At 69.5% G+C, this 17,722-nt stretch carries 23 protein-coding genes; 17 read left to right on the top strand and 6 right to left on the bottom strand.

All coding sequences use genetic code 11. The features are described from left to right. Positions 1–47 precede the first annotated feature (47 nt). The 4 genes from AC4GYY_RS00630 (at position 48) to AC4GYY_RS00615 (ending at position 2,640) form a co-directional block, all read left to right on the top strand. Positions 48–218 (top strand): hypothetical protein, encoded by a 171-nt coding sequence (locus tag AC4GYY_RS00630; RefSeq protein WP_491117813.1) that lies wholly within the window; start codon positions 48–50, stop codon positions 216–218. Next, the gene (locus AC4GYY_RS00625; RefSeq protein ID WP_491117811.1) at positions 208–522 is read left to right on the top strand and encodes a hypothetical protein; all 315 of its coding nucleotides are present in this window, start codon (positions 208–210) and stop codon (positions 520–522) included. Before AC4GYY_RS00630 ends, AC4GYY_RS00625 begins: the two co-directional genes overlap by 11 nt. Further along, positions 519–764 carry a hypothetical protein gene (locus AC4GYY_RS00620; protein ID WP_491117810.1) on the top strand — a complete coding sequence of 82 codons (246 nt, stop codon included), beginning with the start codon at positions 519–521 and terminating at the stop codon, positions 762–764. The genes AC4GYY_RS00625 and AC4GYY_RS00620 overlap by 4 nt, the downstream gene beginning before the upstream one ends. A gap of 250 nt (positions 765–1,014) precedes the next feature. Then, entirely contained in the window at positions 1,015–2,640 is a 1,626-nt protein-coding gene (locus AC4GYY_RS00615) for a long-chain-fatty-acid--CoA ligase (protein WP_491117808.1), read from the top strand. Here AC4GYY_RS00615 and AC4GYY_RS00610 read toward each other — a convergent pair. The 4 genes from AC4GYY_RS00610 to AC4GYY_RS00595 all read right to left on the bottom strand — a co-directional run bounded on the left by AC4GYY_RS00610 (position 2,637) and on the right by AC4GYY_RS00595 (position 5,064). After that, complete coding sequence (locus tag AC4GYY_RS00610) at positions 2,637–2,837, bottom strand: hypothetical protein (protein ID WP_491117806.1); 201 nt, start codon at positions 2,835–2,837, stop codon at positions 2,637–2,639. The genes AC4GYY_RS00615 and AC4GYY_RS00610 overlap by 4 nt on opposite strands. Next, positions 2,834–3,049 carry a hypothetical protein gene (locus AC4GYY_RS00605; RefSeq protein WP_491117804.1) on the bottom strand — a complete coding sequence of 72 codons (216 nt, stop codon included), beginning with the start codon at positions 3,047–3,049 and terminating at the stop codon, positions 2,834–2,836. The genes AC4GYY_RS00610 and AC4GYY_RS00605 overlap by 4 nt, the downstream gene beginning before the upstream one ends. A gap of 41 nt (positions 3,050–3,090) precedes the next feature. Further along, positions 3,091–4,479 carry a class II fumarate hydratase gene (gene fumC / locus AC4GYY_RS00600; protein WP_491117802.1) on the bottom strand — a complete coding sequence of 463 codons (1,389 nt, stop codon included), beginning with the start codon at positions 4,477–4,479 and terminating at the stop codon, positions 3,091–3,093. A 99-nt stretch (positions 4,480–4,578) separates the two neighbouring features. Further along, complete coding sequence (locus AC4GYY_RS00595; RefSeq protein ID WP_491117800.1) at positions 4,579–5,064, bottom strand: SspB family protein; 486 nt, start codon at positions 5,062–5,064, stop codon at positions 4,579–4,581. A 72-nt stretch (positions 5,065–5,136) separates the two neighbouring features. On the opposite strand from AC4GYY_RS00595, the gene hisB reads away from it, so the two are divergent. The 8 genes from hisB (at position 5,137) to AC4GYY_RS00555 (ending at position 10,798) form a co-directional block, all read left to right on the top strand. After that, entirely contained in the window at positions 5,137–5,724 is a 588-nt protein-coding gene (gene hisB / locus AC4GYY_RS00590; RefSeq protein WP_491117798.1) for an imidazoleglycerol-phosphate dehydratase HisB, read from the top strand. Then, a complete protein-coding gene (locus AC4GYY_RS00585) occupies positions 5,721–6,386 on the top strand; it encodes an imidazole glycerol phosphate synthase subunit HisH (RefSeq protein ID WP_491117796.1) in 666 nt (221 codons plus the stop codon). Before hisB ends, AC4GYY_RS00585 begins: the two co-directional genes overlap by 4 nt. 136 nt (positions 6,387–6,522) lie before the next feature. Next, positions 6,523–7,257 carry a 1-(5-phosphoribosyl)-5-[(5-phosphoribosylamino)methylideneamino]imidazole-4-carboxamide isomerase gene (gene hisA, locus AC4GYY_RS00580; protein WP_491117794.1) on the top strand — a complete coding sequence of 245 codons (735 nt, stop codon included), beginning with the start codon at positions 6,523–6,525 and terminating at the stop codon, positions 7,255–7,257. Between the two features lie 145 nt (positions 7,258–7,402). After that, positions 7,403–8,164 (top strand): imidazole glycerol phosphate synthase subunit HisF, encoded by a 762-nt coding sequence (gene hisF / locus AC4GYY_RS00575; protein WP_491117792.1) that lies wholly within the window; start codon positions 7,403–7,405, stop codon positions 8,162–8,164. Positions 8,165–8,199: 35 nt separating this feature from the next. After that, a complete protein-coding gene (locus tag AC4GYY_RS00570) occupies positions 8,200–8,373 on the top strand; it encodes a hypothetical protein (RefSeq protein ID WP_491117790.1) in 174 nt (57 codons plus the stop codon). A 32-nt stretch (positions 8,374–8,405) separates the two neighbouring features. Further along, the gene (locus AC4GYY_RS00565; protein WP_491117788.1) at positions 8,406–8,741 is read left to right on the top strand and encodes a phosphoribosyl-ATP diphosphatase; all 336 of its coding nucleotides are present in this window, start codon (positions 8,406–8,408) and stop codon (positions 8,739–8,741) included. 3 nt (positions 8,742–8,744) lie between these two features. After that, positions 8,745–9,137 (top strand): histidine triad nucleotide-binding protein, encoded by a 393-nt coding sequence (locus AC4GYY_RS00560; RefSeq protein ID WP_491117786.1) that lies wholly within the window; start codon positions 8,745–8,747, stop codon positions 9,135–9,137. A gap of 116 nt (positions 9,138–9,253) precedes the next feature. After that, positions 9,254–10,798, top strand: coding sequence for an amino acid permease (locus AC4GYY_RS00555; protein WP_491117784.1), 1,545 nt, complete (start codon positions 9,254–9,256; stop codon positions 10,796–10,798). An 89-nt stretch (positions 10,799–10,887) separates the two neighbouring features. Here AC4GYY_RS00555 and AC4GYY_RS00550 read toward each other — a convergent pair whose 3' ends face one another. Then, positions 10,888–11,871: an adenosine kinase gene (locus AC4GYY_RS00550; RefSeq protein WP_491117782.1), complete on the bottom strand. Its 984-nt coding sequence runs from the start codon at positions 11,869–11,871 to the stop codon at positions 10,888–10,890. Between the two features lie 82 nt (positions 11,872–11,953). Between AC4GYY_RS00550 and AC4GYY_RS00545 the strand changes: the two genes are divergently transcribed. Further along, positions 11,954–12,628, top strand: a complete 675-nt coding sequence (locus tag AC4GYY_RS00545; protein WP_491117780.1) for an EI24 domain-containing protein — start codon at positions 11,954–11,956, stop codon at positions 12,626–12,628. Continuing rightward, positions 12,625–12,990: a hypothetical protein gene (locus AC4GYY_RS00540; protein ID WP_491117778.1), complete on the top strand. Its 366-nt coding sequence runs from the start codon at positions 12,625–12,627 to the stop codon at positions 12,988–12,990. Before AC4GYY_RS00545 ends, AC4GYY_RS00540 begins: the two co-directional genes overlap by 4 nt. A gap of 109 nt (positions 12,991–13,099) precedes the next feature. Here the strand turns inward: AC4GYY_RS00540 and queG are convergent, their stop codons facing one another. Further along, positions 13,100–14,164: a tRNA epoxyqueuosine(34) reductase QueG gene (gene queG / locus AC4GYY_RS00535; protein ID WP_491119260.1), complete on the bottom strand. Its 1,065-nt coding sequence runs from the start codon at positions 14,162–14,164 to the stop codon at positions 13,100–13,102. 132 nt (positions 14,165–14,296) lie between these two features. Between queG and AC4GYY_RS00530 the strand changes: the two genes are divergently transcribed. Genes AC4GYY_RS00530 through AC4GYY_RS00520 form a run of 3 tightly spaced genes read left to right on the top strand, consistent with a single transcriptional unit; the run spans position 14,297 to position 17,717 of the window. Next, positions 14,297–15,208 carry an ABC transporter ATP-binding protein gene (locus AC4GYY_RS00530; RefSeq protein WP_491117776.1) on the top strand — a complete coding sequence of 304 codons (912 nt, stop codon included), beginning with the start codon at positions 14,297–14,299 and terminating at the stop codon, positions 15,206–15,208. Further along, positions 15,205–16,443, top strand: a complete 1,239-nt coding sequence (locus AC4GYY_RS00525) for an ABC transporter permease (RefSeq protein WP_491117775.1) — start codon at positions 15,205–15,207, stop codon at positions 16,441–16,443. The genes AC4GYY_RS00530 and AC4GYY_RS00525 overlap by 4 nt, the downstream gene beginning before the upstream one ends. Positions 16,444–16,472: 29 nt before the next feature. Further along, positions 16,473–17,717, top strand: coding sequence for a cytochrome P450 (locus AC4GYY_RS00520; protein WP_491117773.1), 1,245 nt, complete (start codon positions 16,473–16,475; stop codon positions 17,715–17,717). Positions 17,718–17,722: the final 5 nt, after the last annotated feature.

Genomic DNA, 17,722 nt, shown 5'->3' with positions numbered 1-17,722 from the left:
CGGCTGAGAGACCGTCCGTGCTCCCGCTTACAGGCCCGGGAGTCCGCATGGCCCTCAACTACCTTCTCCATCGTCACCAGGTGTCGCTGATGCGCGCCGATGCCTCGCCGTCGCGCGCGGCGCGGGCGGCGCATCGCGGGCTCGCGACCGGATATGCCGGGCTGATCCGTGATCTGCGCGCCGACACCGGCGCGGCGGAGACCGTCAATGTCACCTGAGCCAGCCCCCGAGATCGCCCCGGAGACCGCTGCCGTCCCCGCCGCGGCGGAGCGGCCCAAGCGCCCGCAGATGTTCACCCGTCGCGCGGCCAAGATCCCGATGGCCGCCGACGCCGCTGCCCGCCAGGGCCGGATCGCGATGCTCGCCTGGGAGACGTTGGGAGACGGGGAGGCGGTCCGCGCCTTCCTCAACACCCATGACGACGCGCTCGGCGCGCGCCCGATCGACCTTGCGACGCAGAGCGAGGCCGGAATGACGACGGTGGCGGCGACGATCGCCGCGCTCGGTGGGAGGGCCGCATGACCAAGTTCGAGGATTACACCGCCAAGGCCGAGGCGAGCCTCGCCGCCGCCGAGATCGCCAAGACCGATCGCGAACGCGCCTTCCACAAGAACGCCCATTCGATCTGGCGCAAGCTGATCCGCGGCTTGGGCGAGGCGGAGGAGCGGGTCGCGACCCAGCCCGCACCCCCGACCAAGACTCGCGCGAAGAAGGAGCCCGCCAAGCCCGCGGCGATGAAGACGGTGACGCTCAGCGGGCGCTAGTGATGGCGGTGTGAGCCCCGCCCCCCGACCCAGTTTGGACAGGGAGCGAATGGCGGGGAGCGCCTGTCGAAAGCGGCCGACAGTCCAGGCGACACGTCTTCGACAGGCTCAGGAACAGGGATTCTCGGAGCGGTCGCGCCGTCCCTTGCCGACGCGATCTTGTGACATTTCGCGTCAGCCCATCCCGTGCGCTTTACCCCCGGCCTCGCCCGCGGCACACTCGCCGCAACCGGAACCGAGGAGAGCGGCGTTGCGTGGTCTGATGCAGGATGTGCCGCTGACGGTGGATCGGATCCTCGATCACGCCGCAACCTGGCACCCTGAGCGCGAGATCGTCACCCGCAACCTCGCCGGCCAAGTCACCCGCTCGGACTATGCCGCGGTCCACACGCTCGCCAAGCGGATCAGCGCCGCGCTGCTCCGCGACGGCATCGGGGCGGGAGACCGCGTCGCGACGCTCGGCTGGAACGGCGACCGCCACTTCGCCACCTGGTACGGCGCCGCCGGGATCGGCGCGGTGCTCCACACGCTCAACCCGCGGCTGTTCCTCGAGCAGATCGTCTACATCGCCAACCACGCCGGCGACCGCATCCTCCTCGCGGACCCCTGCCGCGCCGATCAGATCGCCGAGCTGCTGCCGCAGGTCCCCTCGATCGAGCGCGTCGTCTTCTTCTGCGCCCCCGCCGATCTGCCGCAGACGCCCTACCCCGCGCTTGCCTTCGACCACTGGCTGGCGGGCGCCGAGGCCGACGTCGCCTGGGGCGGCTTCGACGAGCGTGACGCCTGCGGGCTCTGCTACACCTCGGGCACCACCGGGAATCCCAAGGGTGTGCTCTACTCGCACCGCTCGAACTGGCTGCACGCGATGATGACGCTCCAGACCGACGCGCTCGCGCTCTCCGCGCGCGACACCGTGCTGCTGGTCGTCCCGATGTACCACGCCAACGCCTGGGGCGTGGTCTATTCCGCGCCGATGGTCGGGGCGAAGCTGGTACTGCCAGGGCCGAAGATGGATGGCCAATCGATCTACGAGCTGATCGAGGGCGAAGGCGTCACCTATTCGGCCGCGGTGCCGACCGTCTGGCAGGGCCTGCTCCAGCACGTCCGGCAGATCGGCGGCCGCTTCTCGACGCTCCAGCGCGTTACCATCGGCGGCTCGGCGGTGCCGGAGTCGCTCGTCCGCGGCTTCGCCGAATATGGCGTCGACGTGATCCAGGGATGGGGCATGACGGAGACGAGTCCGCTCGCGACCATTTCGTCGCCGACGGCCGAAGTCGCGGGCATGCCCGCCGACGATCAGGTCGCCTTCAAGACCAAGCAGGGTCGGCTGATGGCCGGGCTCGCGTTCAAGCTCGTCGACGATGCGGGGAACCGTCTTCCCCACGACGGCGCGACGCCCGGCCGGCTGCTCATCAAGGGGCCGACGATCACCTCGGGCTATTTCGGCGGCGAAGGGGGCGACGTGCTCGACGACGAAGGCTTTTTCGACACCGGCGACGTCGCGACGATCGACCGTCGCGGATACATGACGATCACCGATCGCGCCAAGGACGTGGTGAAGTCCGGCGGCGAGTGGATCAGTTCGATCGAGATCGAGAATCACGCGACCGCCCACCCCGCGGTCCACATCGCCGCAGTCATCGGCATCGCTCACCCGAAATGGGACGAGCGCCCGGTGCTGCTCTGCCAGCTCAAGCCCGGCGAGAGCGCGACCCGAGACGAGCTTCGCGCCTTCCTCGACGGCAAGATCGCGCGCTGGTGGATGCCCGACGACGTCCTGTTCGTCGACGAGGTGCCGCTCGGCGCGACCGGCAAGATCGACAAGAAGCTGATCCGCCAGCGCCTCGCCGGCTACGTTCTGCCCGAAACCGCCTAGCGGCCGGCACGCTCCGCCTTGTGGCGGTCGTATGCCTTCTTGGCGACATACGCCCCGCCGAGCACCATGCCGAGCGGACCCATCCGGGTCACCGCCCGCGCGGCGACCGCGCCGAGCAGCGCGCCGCCGACGCCGCGACTCCGCCCGTGGCGGTCGAGTTCGCCGCCGATCAGGGCGCCGATGATGCTCCGGATCACTTCGCTTCTCCTCCCATCACGCGGTCGTTCAGCCGGCCCAGCGCCCGCAACACGGCCCAGCCGGTCGCGTAGGTGATCGCCGCAGGCACGACGACCTTCAGCACGTTGGCGACGATCGCGCCCTTGATCGCGCCGTCGGCCGACGAATCGTCGTCGCCGCTGATGCTGTCGATGAGGCCGCCTACCAGCGCTCCGATGGTCGTTGCACCCACGCGATGTTCTCCTTCGCCCGCGAGAGCGCGCAGGAGCGCCGTCAGTTCCCCAGCATCGCCTCGGGCTTGACCACCCGGTCGAAGGTCGCCTCGTCGACCAGCCCCAGCTCGAGCCCGGCCTCCTTCAGCGTCTGGCCCTTCTGGTGCGCGTACTTCGCGATCTTGGCGGCATTGTCGTAGCCGATCTCGGGCGCGAGCGCGGTCACGAGCATCAGCGAGCGCCCGACGAGGTCGGCGATCTGCGTCTCGTTCGCCTCGATCCCGTCGACGCAGCGCTCGGCGAAGCTGACCATGCCCGTGGCGAGCAGATGGATCGAGCGCAGCACGTTCGCGCCGATCAGCGGCATGAACACGTTGAGCTCGAAATGCCCCTGCATCCCGCCGATCGTCACCGCCTGCCCGTTGCCGATCACCTGCGCCGCCACCATCGTGAGCGACTCGCACTGGGTCGGGTTGACCTTGCCCGGCATGATCGAGCTGCCCGGCTCGTTGGCGGGGAGCGACAGCTCGCCCAGCCCCGAGCGAGGGCCCGAGCCGAGGAAGCGGATGTCGTTGGCGATCTTGGTCAGCGCCACCGCCAGCGTCGTCAACGCCCCGGCGAAGAAGACCAGCCCGTCCTTCGCAGCGAGCTGCTCGAACTTGTTGGGCGATTCCTCGAACTGCGAGCCCGCGATATCGGTGATCGCCGCGACCATGTCGGGCGCCCAGCCCGCGGGGGCGTTGAGCCCGGTCCCGACCGCGGTGCCGCCGATCGCGAGCTTCCTCAGGTTCCCGTTCATCGCGCCGAGGATGCGGTTGTTGCAGCTCACCAGCTGCGCCGCATAGCCGCCGAACTCCTGGCCGAGCGTCAGCGGGGTCGCGTCCTGCGTGTGGGTCCGCCCGATCTTGACGATCCCCTTCCACGCCTCGGCCTTGGCGGCGAGCGACTCGGTCAGCCGGTCGAGCGCGGGCAGCAAGGTCGCCTCGGTCGCCAGCACCGCCGCGACGTGGAGCGCGGTCGGGAAGCTGTCGTTCGACGACTGGCTCATGTTGACGTGATCGTTCGGATGGACCGGCGACTTGCCGCCGCGCGTGCCGGCCAGCTTGTCGTTGGCGTACCCCGCGATCACCTCGTTGACGTTCATGTTCGTCTGAGTGCCGCTACCCGTCTGCCAGATGACGAGCGGGAACTGGTCGTCGAGCTTGCCGGACGTGATCGCGCCCGCCGCATCCTCGATCGCGGCGACGATCTCCGGCTTGAGCCCGTGCTTGGCGTTCACCCGCGCCGCCGCCTGCTTCACGATCGCCTGCGCATGGACGATCCCCAGCGGCATCCGCTCGCGTTCGCCGAAGGGGAAGTTCTCGATCGACCGCTGGGTCTGCGCACCCCAATAAGCGTCGACGGGAACCTCGATCGGGCCGATCGAGTCGGTCTCGGTGCGGGTGGTCATTCTCTCATCCTCCAGCTCGCGAACCCGCACCCGTTCGCTTCGAGCGAAGTCGAGAAGCCTCGTCAGCGTGTCTCGACTTCGCTCGACACGAACGGAGGGCTATTTCTTCCTCTTGAAGTCCACACTGACGACGTTCGACCCGTCCTCGGTCGACGCCACCGGCTGGTCGTTCTCCGCCGGATCGTGTCCGCCGGGGCCGTCCTCGGGACCCTCCTGCGCCTGGAAGCGCAGCTCGAAGTTCACCGCCGGATCGTGGAACCCGGTGATCGCCGAATAGGGAATCACCAGCTTCGACGGCACCTGGTTGAAGCTCAGCCCCACCGAGAACTTCTGCGCGTCGACGGTCAGCTCCCAGAACCGGTTCTGGAGGACGATCGTCATCTCGTCCGGGAAACGCTCGATCAGCCGCCGCGGAATGTCGACGCCGGGCGCCTGCGTCTTGAACGTGATGTAGAAGTGATGCTCGCCCGGCAGCACTCCGCCCGACTCCGCCACCGTCCCCAGCACGCGGCCGACGACGGCGCGCAGCGCCTCCTGCACGATCTCGTCGTACGGAATCAGGCTATCGGGCAGCGCATCACTCATCGCGCCTTGGGTAGCGCGGTGGGAAGCCGGGTCAAGATTGCATGGATGCGACGAGGCGTTAAGGCGGCGGCGATGCGGACCGCCACCCTTCGACGCGACACCAGCGAGACCAACATCGCGGTCACCCTGAACCTCGACGGGTCCGGCATCTACGACGTCGAAACCGGGGTCGGCTTCTTCGACCACATGCTCGAACAGCTCTCGCGCCATTCGCTGATCGACCTCCACGTCCGCACCCAGGGCGATCTCCACATCGACCAGCACCACACCGTCGAGGACACCGGCATCGCGATCGGCCAGGCGCTGGCCCAGGCGCTCGGCGACAAGCGCGGCATCCGCCGCTACGGCGACGCGCTCAGCCCGATGGACGAGACCCTCACCCGCGTCGCGCTCGACATCAGCGGGCGACCGTGGCTCGTTTGGAAGGTCCCCTTCTCGCAGAAGCGCCTGGGCGAGATGGATACCGAGCTGTTCGGCCACTGGTTCCATTCGTTCGCACAGGCCGCCGGGATCACGCTCCACGTCGAGACGCTCCACGGCGAGAACAATCACCACATCGCCGAAAGCGCCTTCAAGGGCCTCGCCCGCGCACTCCGCACCGCGATCGAGATCGACCCGCGCAAGGCGGACGCGATTCCCTCGACCAAGGGGACGCTGTGACCCTCGCGCTGATCGACTATGGCGCGGGCAACCTCCACTCGGTCGAGAATGCCCTGCGCACCGCCGGCTGCGACGACCTCACCGTCACCGCCGATCCTGAGACCGTAGTCAAGGCCGACCGCATCGTCCTCCCCGGCGTCGGAGCGTTTGGGGCCTGCGCATCGGCGCTCCGCGACGTGGACGGCATGGTCGAGGCGCTCGAACGTCGTGTCATCGCAGAAGGAGCGCCGTTCCTCGGCATCTGCGTCGGGATGCAGCTGATGGCGGATGCGGGGGAAGAAGGTCGGGTGAACAGCGCCCCGCGCTGTTCAGGTCATGCCGGGGGCATGACCGACCCGACCTTCGGCGTCCACAAGGGCCTCGGCTGGGTGCGCGGCACGGTCCGCCGGATCGAGCCCGAGACGATGGACGCCAAAATCCCCCACATGGGATGGAACGACGTCGTCCCCGCCACCGCCCACCCGCTGATCGAGCCCGGCGAGGCCTACTTCCTCCACAGCTACGCCTTCGAGGGGAGCGACGTGATCGCCACCACTGACCACGCCGGCCCGGTGACCGCCGCGATCGCCCGCGACAATCTGCTCGGCGTCCAGTTCCATCCGGAGAAGAGCCAGCGATATGGGCTGGCGCTGCTGGAGAGGTTCCTCACGTGGCGGGTGTGACAATATCTCCCTCTCCCCGCTTGCGGGGAGAGGGTTGGGGAGAGGGGCAGTGCGGAGAGCGGAGTGAATCCCACTGCCCCTCTCCCGACCTCGCGTTCGGCTCGGCCACCCTCTCCCCGCCAGCGGGGAGAGGGAAATGAGCTTCATCGTCTTCCCCGCGATCGACCTCAAAGCCGGCCAGGTCGTCCGCCTCGCCGAGGGCGACATGGATCGCGCCACCGTCTACGGCGACGATCCCGCCGCGCAGGCGATGCTCTTCGCGGACCAAGGCGCGCAGCACCTCCACGTCGTCGATCTCGACGGCGCCTTCGCCGGCGAGTCGCGCAACGGCGAGGCGGTCCGCGCGATCGTCGCGCGCTTCCCCGGCTACGTCCAGCTCGGCGGCGGCATCCGCTCGCGCGACGCGGTCGAGGCGTGGTTCGATCTCGGCGTCGCCCGCGTCGTCATCGGCACCGCCGCGCTCAAGGACCCGGAGTTCGTCCGCGACATGGCCGCGGCCTTCCCCGGCGGCATCGTCGTCGCGGTCGATGCGAAGGACGGCTATGTCGCGACTCAGGGCTGGGCCGACGTGTCGGACGTCGAGGTGATCGACATGGCCCGCCGCTTCGAGGACGCCGGCGTCGCCTCGCTCCTCTTCACCGATGTCGGCCGCGACGGTCTGCTCAAGGGCTGCAACGTGCAGGCGACGGTCGACCTTGCCCGGGCCGTCGACCTTCCCGTGATCGCGAGCGGCGGCGTCGCGGGGATCGCCGACATCCACGTCCTCGCCCTCCACGCCCGCGACGGCGTCGAAGGGGTGATTACGGGCCGGGCATTGTACGACGGCCGCCTCGACCTCGCCGCGGCGTTGAGTGTGGCGAGGGCTGCGTGAGCGTGGCTCTTCAAATCCTCCCCGTTCACGGGGAGGTGGCAGCCCGAAGGGCTGACGGAGGGGGCTCTCCACAAGCGACATCCGGGAGGAGAGCCCCCTCCGGCGCTCCGCGCCACCTCCCCGCGAGCGGGGAGGAGCAACCCCAATGACCGTCCGCGCCCGCGTGATCCCCTGCCTCGACGTCGCCGACGGCCGTGTCGTCAAGGGCGTCAACTTCGTCGACCTGATCGACGCGGGCGACCCCGTCGAGCAGGCGCGCGCCTATGACGCCGCCGGCGCCGACGAGCTCTGCTTCCTCGACATCTCCGCCAGCCACGAGGGCCGGGGCACGCTCCTCGACATCCTCCGCCGCACCGCCGCGGTCTGCTTCATGCCACTGACCGTCGGCGGCGGAGTGCGAACGGCGGACGACGCTCGCGCGCTCCTGCTCGCGGGCGCGGACAAGGTCGCGGTCAACTCCGCCGCGGTCGCGCGGCCCGAGGTGGTCGCCGAGATCGCCGAACGCTTCGGCTCGCAATGCTGCGTCGCCAGCATCGACGCCCGCCGGGTCGGGGAGAGCTGGGAAGTCTTCACCCACGGCGGCCGTCGCGCGACCGGGATCGACGCGGTCGCCCACGCGCTCCGCCTCGCCGAACTCGGCGCGGGCGAACTGCTCGTCACCTCGATGGACCGCGACGGGACGAAGAGCGGCTTCGACCTCGACCTCACCCGCACCATCGCCGACCGCACCAGCGTCCCCGTGGTCGCGAGCGGAGGAGTCGGATCGCTCGACCACCTCGTCGCCGGCATCGTCGACGGCCACGCCTCGGCCGTCCTCGCCGCCTCGATCTTTCACTTCGGCGAAGCGAGCATCGCCGACGCCCACGCCGCGCTCGCGGCGGCGGGTGTGCCGGTGCGGGCGCATTGACGCTTCGCTTACGAACTTTCGCCTAGACCCCGCCCGTGCGCCTTCTCCCATTCCTCCTCGCCGCCCCCGCCCTCGCCGACGACGGCCACAGCGGGGTCGCGGGCGTACGCACCGGCCCCGAACTCTCCGACGTCGCGCTGTTCGTCATGGCCGTGGTCGCGGTCTGGCTCGTCCGCCGCTCGTTACGGCGGCGTTTCCGCAAGGATTGACCCGCGCGCCGCCAAGCGCCACCCCGCGCGTTATGGCCGACGACACTCTCGATCGCCTCGAAGCGACCATCCGCGCCCGCAAGGACGCCCCCGCGGTCAAATCCTATACCGCCAGCCTGTTCTTCTCGGGCCGGGGCAAGATCGCACAGAAGCTCGGCGAGGAAGCGGTCGAGACCGTGATCGCCGCCATGTCGGGTGACGAGGCGAGCATCGTTCCCGAGGCGGCGGATCTGGTCTTCCACCTCCTCGTGCTCCTCGCCGACGCCGGCCTCAGCCTCGACGACGTCCGCCGCGAACTCGCCCGCCGCGAGGGACGGTCGGGCCATGACGAAAAGTCCGGCCGCCCCCTCTCCTTTCGTCCGGAGTGACCCGTGCCCGTCGACGCCACCCAGCCCTATGACGATCAGAACATCTTCGCGCGCATCCTTCGCGGCGAAATCCCTGCGAAGCGGGTGTACGAGGACGATCATGCCCTCGCCTTCCACGACATCGCACCCTGGGCGCCGGTGCACATCCTCGTGATCCCGAAAGGCCGCTACGTCTCCTGGGACGACTTCAGCGCGCGCGCGTCCGATGCGGAGATCGCGGGCTTCGTCCGCGCGGTCGGACGGGTGGCGCGCGATCATGGTCTGGTCGCGTCCGGCTATCGCCTGCTCGCCAATACCGGGCTCGACAGCCATGCCGAGGTGCCGCACCTCCACGTCCACATCCTGGCGGGCAGGACGCTCGGCCCGATGCTGGTGCGCAACGACGCCGCGTCGTGACGCAAGACTCTTGCGCCGATGCGATCTCCCGTTAGGTTCGCCCCTCGTTCGGCCGCGGGGGAGCGGCCTGGGAGAGTGATTTGGCGACCCGACCCGCACCCGGACTTCTCGGACGCATGCTCCTCCGCAAGACGGTGGAGCAGGTTCAGCGCGAGACGCAGCATTCGGAGCTGAAGCGAACGCTCGGCCCCTGGAACCTCGTCTTCCTCGGGATCGGCTGCATCATCGGCGCTGGCATCTTCGTTCGTACCGGCAGCGCGGCGTCGCTCCACGCCGGGCCGGCGGTGCTGATCTCGTTCGGGATCGCCGGGGTGATCTGCGCGCTCGCCGGCCTCTGCTACGCCGAACTGTCGTCGACGCTGCCGGTCTCGGGCTCCGCCTATACCTACAGCTACACGACCATCGGCGAGTTCGCGGCCTGGATCATGGGCGCGCTGCTGTTGCTCGAATACGGACTGGCGGCATCGGTCGTCGCGGTCGGCTGGGCGGGATATGTCGTCAGCCTGCTCCGCGATTTCGGCATCGTCATCCCGGTCGCGCTGACCGGGCCGACCGGCCATGCGATCATGCAGACGGTCGGGGATACGATGATTCCGGTCACGGGCGCCGACGGCGCCCCGCTCACCTACCTGTTCAACCTGCCCGCCTTCCTGATCTGCGCGGCGATGACGGCGCTGCTGGTGATCGGCGTGTCGGAGAGCGCGAAGGTGAACAACGTCATCGTCGCGGTGAAGCTGACGGTGATCATCGCCTTCATCCTGATCTGCGGCGGCTACGTCATCGCCCACATCGACACGCTCAAGGCGAACTGGGACCCGTTCATCCCGCCCGCGACCGGCGAGGAGGGCAAGTTCGGCTGGGGCGGGATCCTGCGCGCCGCGTCGATCGTGTTCTTCGCCTACATCGGGTTCGAGGCGGTCTCGACCGCGGGGCAGGAGGCCAAGGACCCCAAGAAGGACATGCCGATCGGGCTGCTCGGCTCGCTGTTCATCTGCACCGCGATCTACATCCTCGTCTCGATCGTGATGACGCTGATCGTCAACTACAAGACGCTCAACGTCCCCGATCCGGTCGCGGTCGCGGTCGACGCGCTCGGGCCGCAATGGGCCTGGTTCGCCAAGCTGGTGAAGGCGGGCGCGATCGTCGGACTGACCTCGGTCGTCCTCGTGCTGATGTACGGCCAGACCCGCATCTTCTACACGATGGCGCGCGACGGCCTGCTGCCGCGCGTGTTCGCGACGATCCACGCCAAGTTCAAGACGCCCTGGGTGAACACGATCCTCGTCGGACTGATCACCGCCGTGGCGGCGGCGTTCTTCGACATCAACACGCTGGGCGACATGACTTCGGTCGGCACGCTCGCCGCCTTCGCGATCGTCTGCCTGTCGGTGATCTGGCTCCGGCGGACCCATCCCGATCTGCCGCGCGGGTTCCGGGTGCCGCTCTACCCGGTGCTGCCGGCGCTCGGCATCCTGTTCTGCATCCTGCTGATCTTCACGGTGGAGACGCGGGTGCTGCAGTTCTTCGGCTGGTACACGCTGATCGCGATCGTGATGTATTTCGTCTACGGCATGCGCAACAGCCGCCTCTACCACGGGCTGGACGAAGAGGGTGGACCCGAGATGGGGGAGTTCCCCGCGCCCGTGGGAACGCAGCACTGAGCTAGGGGCTTCCGCGACGAGGCGGGAGCCCAGAGCCGTTCAGGACGTCGCCTGCTGCTCCGGGCTCCCGCCGTCGCGGGAGCACGGGCTCACCCAGCCAGCGCCTTCAGATCGGCCACCGGCCTCGGGCCGTAATGCCCGATGCACTCCGCCGCGCAGATCGCGCCGAGCCGCAGCGCCTCCGCGGTCGAACGCCCCGCGATCCGCCCATGGAGGAAGCCCGCCGCGAACAGGTCACCCGCGCCGGTCGTATCGACCACCCGCTCCACCGGCTCGGCCGGGACCCGCGTCCGCGTGCCCCCCTCGACCGCCATCGCGCCCTCCGGCCCGAAGGTGACCACCAACGTCTCCACCTTCGCCACCGCCGCGATCGCCGCGTCGAGATCGCTCTCCTCGGTCAACGACTTGAGCTCGTCGTCGTTGGCGAACAGCACGTCGATCAACCCGGCCTCGATCAGCTCGCGGAAAGCGTCCCGGTGGCGGTCGATCACGAACTCCGCCGACAGCGTGAAGGCGACCTTTCGCCCGGCCGCCCGCGCGACGTCGATCGCCGCCCGCATCGCCGCCCGCGGCTCCTCCGGGTCCCAGAGATACCCTTCGAGATAGAGATACTTCGATCCCGCGATCAGCTCGCGGTCCAGCGCCGCCGCCGGCAGAAAGTGCGACGCGCCGAGGAAGGTGTTCATGGTCCGCTGCCCATCGGGCGAGACGAAGATCAGGCATCGTCCCGTCGTCGGCTCGCCGGCACGCGCGGCCACGTCGAAGCGGATGCCGGCAGCGCGGATGTCGTGTGCGAAGATGTCGCCGAGCTGGTCGTCGGCGACCTGGCCGATGAACGCGCAGGACGATCCCAGCGCCGCCATTCCCGCGATGGTGTTCGCCGCCGATCCGCCCGACACCGTCTGCCCCGGCGCCATCTTGGCGTAGAGCGCCTCCGCCTCCTCGGTCGTGAAGACGAGCTGCATCGCCCCCTTGGTCATCCCGTTGTCGGCGATGAAGGCGTCGTCGGCGGGCGAGAGGACGTCGACGATGGCGTTGCCGATCGCGACGATGTCGTAGCTGGTCTGGGTCACGGATGCTCCTGAGAAGGTTGCGCGCGCCGTACGAACCCCGTCCCGCTTGCGCAACCGCGCCGCCGGTCGCATCCCCGTGTGCGTGATCCGCGCCTTCCTCCTCAGCCTCGGCCAACTCGGCGACCGCGCGATCCTCGGCGTGCTGGCGAAGAGTCTCGCGGTGACGCTCGCGCTCTTCGCCCTGCTCGGCGCGAGCGCATGGTGGCTGGCCGATGCGCTGATCGCCCAGGCCGCCGGCGGACACCACGGCGCGCTCGCCGGGGTCGCCGCGACCGTCACCTTCGCGCTTCTCCTCTGGTTCGCCTTCCGCGCGGTCGCCGTTGCCGTGGTGGGCGTCTTCGCCGACGCGGTCGTCGAGGCGGTCGAGCGCCGTCACTATCCGCAGGCGCTGGCCTTGGCGAAGCCGGTCCCGCTCGCGCGTTCGGCGGCGATGGGGGTCGGCTCGGCGGCGCGCTTCGTCGGGGTGAACCTGATCCTCCTCCCCGCCTATCTCGCGCTGCTGGTGACCGGCATCGGCACCGCGGCCTTGTTCTTCGCGGTCAACGCCTGGCTGCTCGGGCGCGACCTGGGGGACATGGTCGCGGCGCGCCACCTCGGGTCCGCGGCGATGCGAGACTGGCGCAAGGCGACCGGCGCGCGCCGCTTCCTCCTCGGGCTTGCCGGGACCGGGCTGTTCGTGGTTCCGGGCCTCAACATCCTCGCGCCCGTCCTCGGCGCGGCGATGGCGACCCACCTGTTCCACGGAGGCCGGAAGTGAAGCGTTTGGCGATGATCGGCATGGCGCTCTCCGTCGCCGGCTGCGGCGGCGATGTCGTCCCACGCGCCCAATCCGCGGGAAGCGTGGCGGTCCCCTACACCAGCGCCGGGCTGGAGCGCGTGATCGGCCAGAACGCCGCCAGCCTCACCGCGCTGTTCGGCCAGCCCGACGCCGATGTCCGCGAAGGCTCGGCACGCAAGCTCCAGTTCGCCAGCGGCATCTGCGTCCTCGACGCCTACCTCTACCCCAAGGGCTCCGCCGAGCCGCGCGTCACCTATGTCGACGCCCGCGAGCCCGACGGCAGCGCGATCGACCGCGCCAGCTGCGTCGCCGCGCTGACGAGGAGAGAGGGCGGTAAGTAGGCGATGGACCTGCCTCCCCTGCAAGGGGAGGTGGCAGCCGAAGGCTGACGGAGGGGTGTCGCCAGTCGTGATGGTGTACTCCCTCACCACGGGTGACACCCCTCCGGCGCTACGCGCCACCTCCCCTTTCAGGGGAGGCAAGTCTTACGACAGCCCACGCCGCCGCCTCCGCCACCACCGGGTCGGGGTCGCGAACCAGCGCCTCCACCGCCCCCAACAACCCGAAATCCCCGCTATTCCCCGCCGCATACAGACAGTTCCGCACGAACCGGTCCCGCCCGATCCGCTTGATCGGCGAGCCCGAGAACACCTGCCGGAACCCGGCGTCGTCGAGCATCAGCAGATCCGCCAGCTCCGGCGCGGCCAGCTCCGCCCGCGGCGCAAAGGCGAGGTTGGCGGCGGCGGAGGCGGCGAACTTGTTCCACGGGCACACCGCCAGGCAATCGTCGCAGCCGTAGATGCGGTTGCCCAGTGCCCCGCGGAACTCGACCGGCACCGGTCCGGCATGCTCGATCGTCAGGTATGAGATGCACCGCCGCGCGTCGAGCCGGAACGGCGCGGGGAAGGCGTCGGTCGGGCACGCCCGCTGACAGGCGTCGCACGAGCCGCAGGTCTCGGGCGCCGCCGCGTCGGGCTGCAGCGCCAGCGTCGTGTAGATCGCCCCCAGGAACAGCCAGCTGCCGTGCTCGCGGCTGACGAGATTGGTGTGCTTGCCCTGCCACCCCAACCCCGCCGCCTCGGCGAGCGGCTTTTCCATGACGGGCGCGGTGTCGACGAAGACCTTGAGGTCGCCCCCCGCCTCCGCCACCAGCCACCGCGCGAGCGCCTTCAGCGCCTTCTTGACGACATCGTGATAGTCGCCGCCCTGGGCATAGACCGACACGCGCCCGACGCCGCTCTCGCTCGCCAGCCGCAGTGGATCGTCCGAAGGGGCGTAGCTCATCCCCAACGCGATCACGCTCCGCGCCTCGGGCCACAGCCCGGCGGGACTCTCGCGGTGGTGCGCGCGCGCTTCCATCCAGATCATGTCGCCGTGCCGCCCTTCGGCGAGCCACTCGCGCAGGCGCGCCGCCGCGCGAGGTGCGGCGTCGGTGCCCGCGACCCCGCACGCCGCAAAGCCGAGCTCGGCAGCCTTCGCCTTCAGGCGCGATTCGAGAGGCGATGAGGCCAGCATATCCGTCATGCCGGACTTGTTCCGGCACCCACCGTAGGGCAAGAGCCCAGCGCGTTCGGCTCTGCCCGACGGTGGACCCCGGAACAAGCATGTGCTGAGCCAAGTCGAAGTATCCGGGGTGACGGAGGCCCCTTGAACGCTCCCCTCGCCCTCACCGCCTCCGGCCTGGTCAAGCGCTTCGGCGACCGGCGCGTCGTCGACGGCGTCGACATCGCCGTGCCGACCGGCAGCATCTACGGCGTGCTCGGCCCGAACGGCGCCGGCAAGACGACGACGTTGCGGATGCTCCTCGGCATCATCGAGCCCGACGGCGGCACCCGCGAGCTGCTCGGCGCGCCCCATCCCCGCGACGCCAGCGACCGCGTCGGCTATCTGCCCGAGGAGCGCGGGCTCTACCCGGCGATGAAGGCGAAGGAGGCGATCGCCTTCATGGGCGCGCTTCGCGGGCTCGACTGGCGGGTCGGCCGTGCCCGCGCGACCGAATTGCTCGAGGCGAACGGCCTCGGCGACGCCGCCGACACCAAGATCCGCAAGCTCTCCAAGGGCATGGCGCAGCTCGTGCAGCTGCTCGGCTCGGTCGTCCACCGCCCCGATTTCATCGTCCTCGACGAGCCCTTCTCGGGCCTCGACCCCGTCAACCAGGAGCGGCTCGAGATGCTGATCCGGGCCGAGCGCGATCGCGGCGCGACCGTGCTCTTCTCCACCCACGTCATGGCGCACGCCCAGCGCCTGTGCGACCGGCTGACGATCATCGCCCGGGGCCGCGCGCGCTTCGAGGGGACCGTGGACGACGCGCGCGGCACGCTGCCCCAGCAGGTCCGTTACGTCCCCCATCATCCGGACGAGGCGCTTGCCGCGCAACTTCCCGCCGATGCCGTGCGCGACGGCGAGGGCTGGCGCTTCGCACTCCCGCTCGGAGGGATCGAGGCGACGCTCGCGCGGCTGATCTCCGCCGGCTACGGTATCTCGGGCCTGTCGATCGAGCGGCCCGGCCTCCACGAAGCCTTCGTCCACATCGTCGGGGAAGCGGAGGCGAAGCCGTGAGCCGCCTCCGCCGCAACCTGCGCCAGACGCTGACGATCGCGCGCCGCGACTTCACCGCGACCGTCTTCACCCCGATCTTCCTCCTCTTCCTGTTCGCGCCGCTGATCATGGGATCGTTCGGCGCGATCGGCGGGATCGGCGCGGCGAGCGTATCCGAGCGCGACCAGGCGCCGGGCCGGATCGTCGCGGCGGTCGCTCCGGATCGCGCGCGCGCGGTCCGCGCCGCCGACGCGCAGCTACGGCGGCTGTTCCGGGCCGAGGAGGCGCCGCCCGAACTGGTGGTCCACCCGCCGGTGGATGATCCCGCCGCGCTGGTGACGGCGCCGACCTCGACCATCGCCGCTGCACTCGCCGGGCCGCTCGATCGCCCGCGGATCGCTTATGGCCGGGGCGGAGAGCGCGCCGCCGATTATCTGGCCGCGGTCGCCGAACGGACCCTCCAGGACGAGCGCGTCGGCAGGCGGTCCCTCAGCACTCCGGTCAAACGCCAGGTCACCCGCTCGGGACCGCCGGCGACCAGCCGCAACCAGTCCGCGTTCCTCGCGGTGTTCGGGGTCTTCTTCCTGACGCTGTTCCTCGCCGGCCAGATGGTCGGCACGATGGCGGAGGAGCGCAACAACAAGGTGATCGAGGTCCTCGCCGCTGCCGTCCCGCTGGAAAGCGTGTTCCTCGGCAAGCTGCTGGGCATGTTCGGCGTGGCGCTGCTGTTCGTCGGCTTCTGGGCGACCGTGCTCAGCCAGATCAGTGCCTTGCTCCCCGCCTCGACGGCATCGGGGCTCGCCGAGTTGCGCCCGGCGATCGGATTGCTTCCGTTCACGGCGCTGTTCGCCGCGTATTTCGCGATGGCGTACCTGCTGCTCGGCTCGGTGTTCCTCGGCGTCGGCGCGCAGGCGTCGTCGATGCGCGAGATCCAGATGCTGTCGTTGCCGATCACCATCCTCCAGGTCGCGATGTTCGCGCTCTCCTCCGCCGCCGCGTCGCACCCCGGCTCGCGGCTGGCGCTGTTCGCCGAAGTCTTCCCGCTGTCCTCTCCCTTCGCGATGGCGGGACATGCCGCGGCCGCGCGCGAGCTATGGCCGCACGTCGCCGCGCTCGCCTGGCAGGCGCTCTGGGTCACCATCTTCATCAGCGTCGGTGCGCGGCTGTTCCGTCGCGGCGTCCTCCAATCGGGCAGCGCTGCCGGACCTTGGCGCAAGCTGTTCCATCGCACCCCTATTGACAGTTCTGTCAGTTAAGGCACTCTCGCAGGCAAAGGAGAGTGGGCATGGCGACTCTGGCGAAAGAGGTTGAGGATTTTCCCGCGGTCGATCCGTTCGACGTGAGCCGCGCCGAGCTGTACCGCGACGACACCTGGCGCGAGCCGTTCCGTCGCTTGCGCGCCGAGTCGCCGATCCACTACGTTCCGGAGTCGGAGTTCGGGCCGTACTGGTCGCTTTCGACCTACAAGCCGATCGTCGAGGTCGAATCGCTCCCCGATCTGTACTCGTCGGAGGTGGACGGTTTCACCATAGCCCGCTTCAATCCCGAGATCGAAGGTCCGCGGATGCCGATGTTCATCGGCCGCGACCGCCCGATCCACACCGCCCAGCGCCGCACCGTCGCGCCCGCCTTCACCCCGTCCGAGATGCAGCGGATGTCGACCGATATCCGCCGACGGACGGGCGAGGTGCTCGACCGGCTGCCCTGGGGCGAGCGGTTCGACTGGGTCGATCAGGTCTCGATCGAGCTGACGACGCAGATGCTCGCCCTGCTGTTCGACTTTCCCTGGGAGGACCGCCGCAAGCTGACCGAATGGTCGGACTGGATGGGCGATATCGAGATCATCAAGAACGATGCGCTGCGCGAACAGCGGCTCGCCAAGGTCCACGAGGCGGGCGCGTACTTCAAACGATTGTGGGACGCCAAGGCCGGCAAGGAGCCGACGCCCGATCTCCTCTCGATCATGCTTCATTCGGACGCGATGGGGTCGATGGACCATCTCGAGTTCATGGGGAATCTGATCCTGCTGATCGTCGGCGGCAACGACACCACCCGCAACACCATGTCGGGGCTCGCCTATGCGCTCGACAAGTTCCCCGATCAGCGCGCCAAGCTCGAAGCGGACCGCGGATTGATCCCCAACGCCGCCAGTGAGATCATCCGCTGGCAGACCCCGCTCGCCCATATGGCCCGTACCCCGACGCAGGATGTCGAGCTCCAGGGCCACCAGATCGCCGCCGGCGACAAGGTCGTGCTCTGGTATCTCTCGGCGAATCGCGACGAGAGCGTGTTCGGCGACAATGGCGAGGAGTTCCAGGTCGATCGCGCCAACGCCCGCCGCCATCTCGCCTTCGGGCACGGCATCCACCGCTGCGTCGGCGCGCGGCTCGCCGAACTCCAGGTCCAGGTGCTGATGGAGGAGATGGCCGAGCGGCGGATGCGGGTGAACGTCGTCGGCGAGCCCGAGCGCGTCGCCGCTTGCTTCGTCCACGGCTATCGCAAGCTGCCGGTCGAACTCTCGCGCTACTGAAGAAG

It is taken from the genome of Sphingomonas sp. SP6, assembly GCF_058313435.1.
This window is presented reverse-complemented; position numbering and strand designations above follow the sequence as displayed.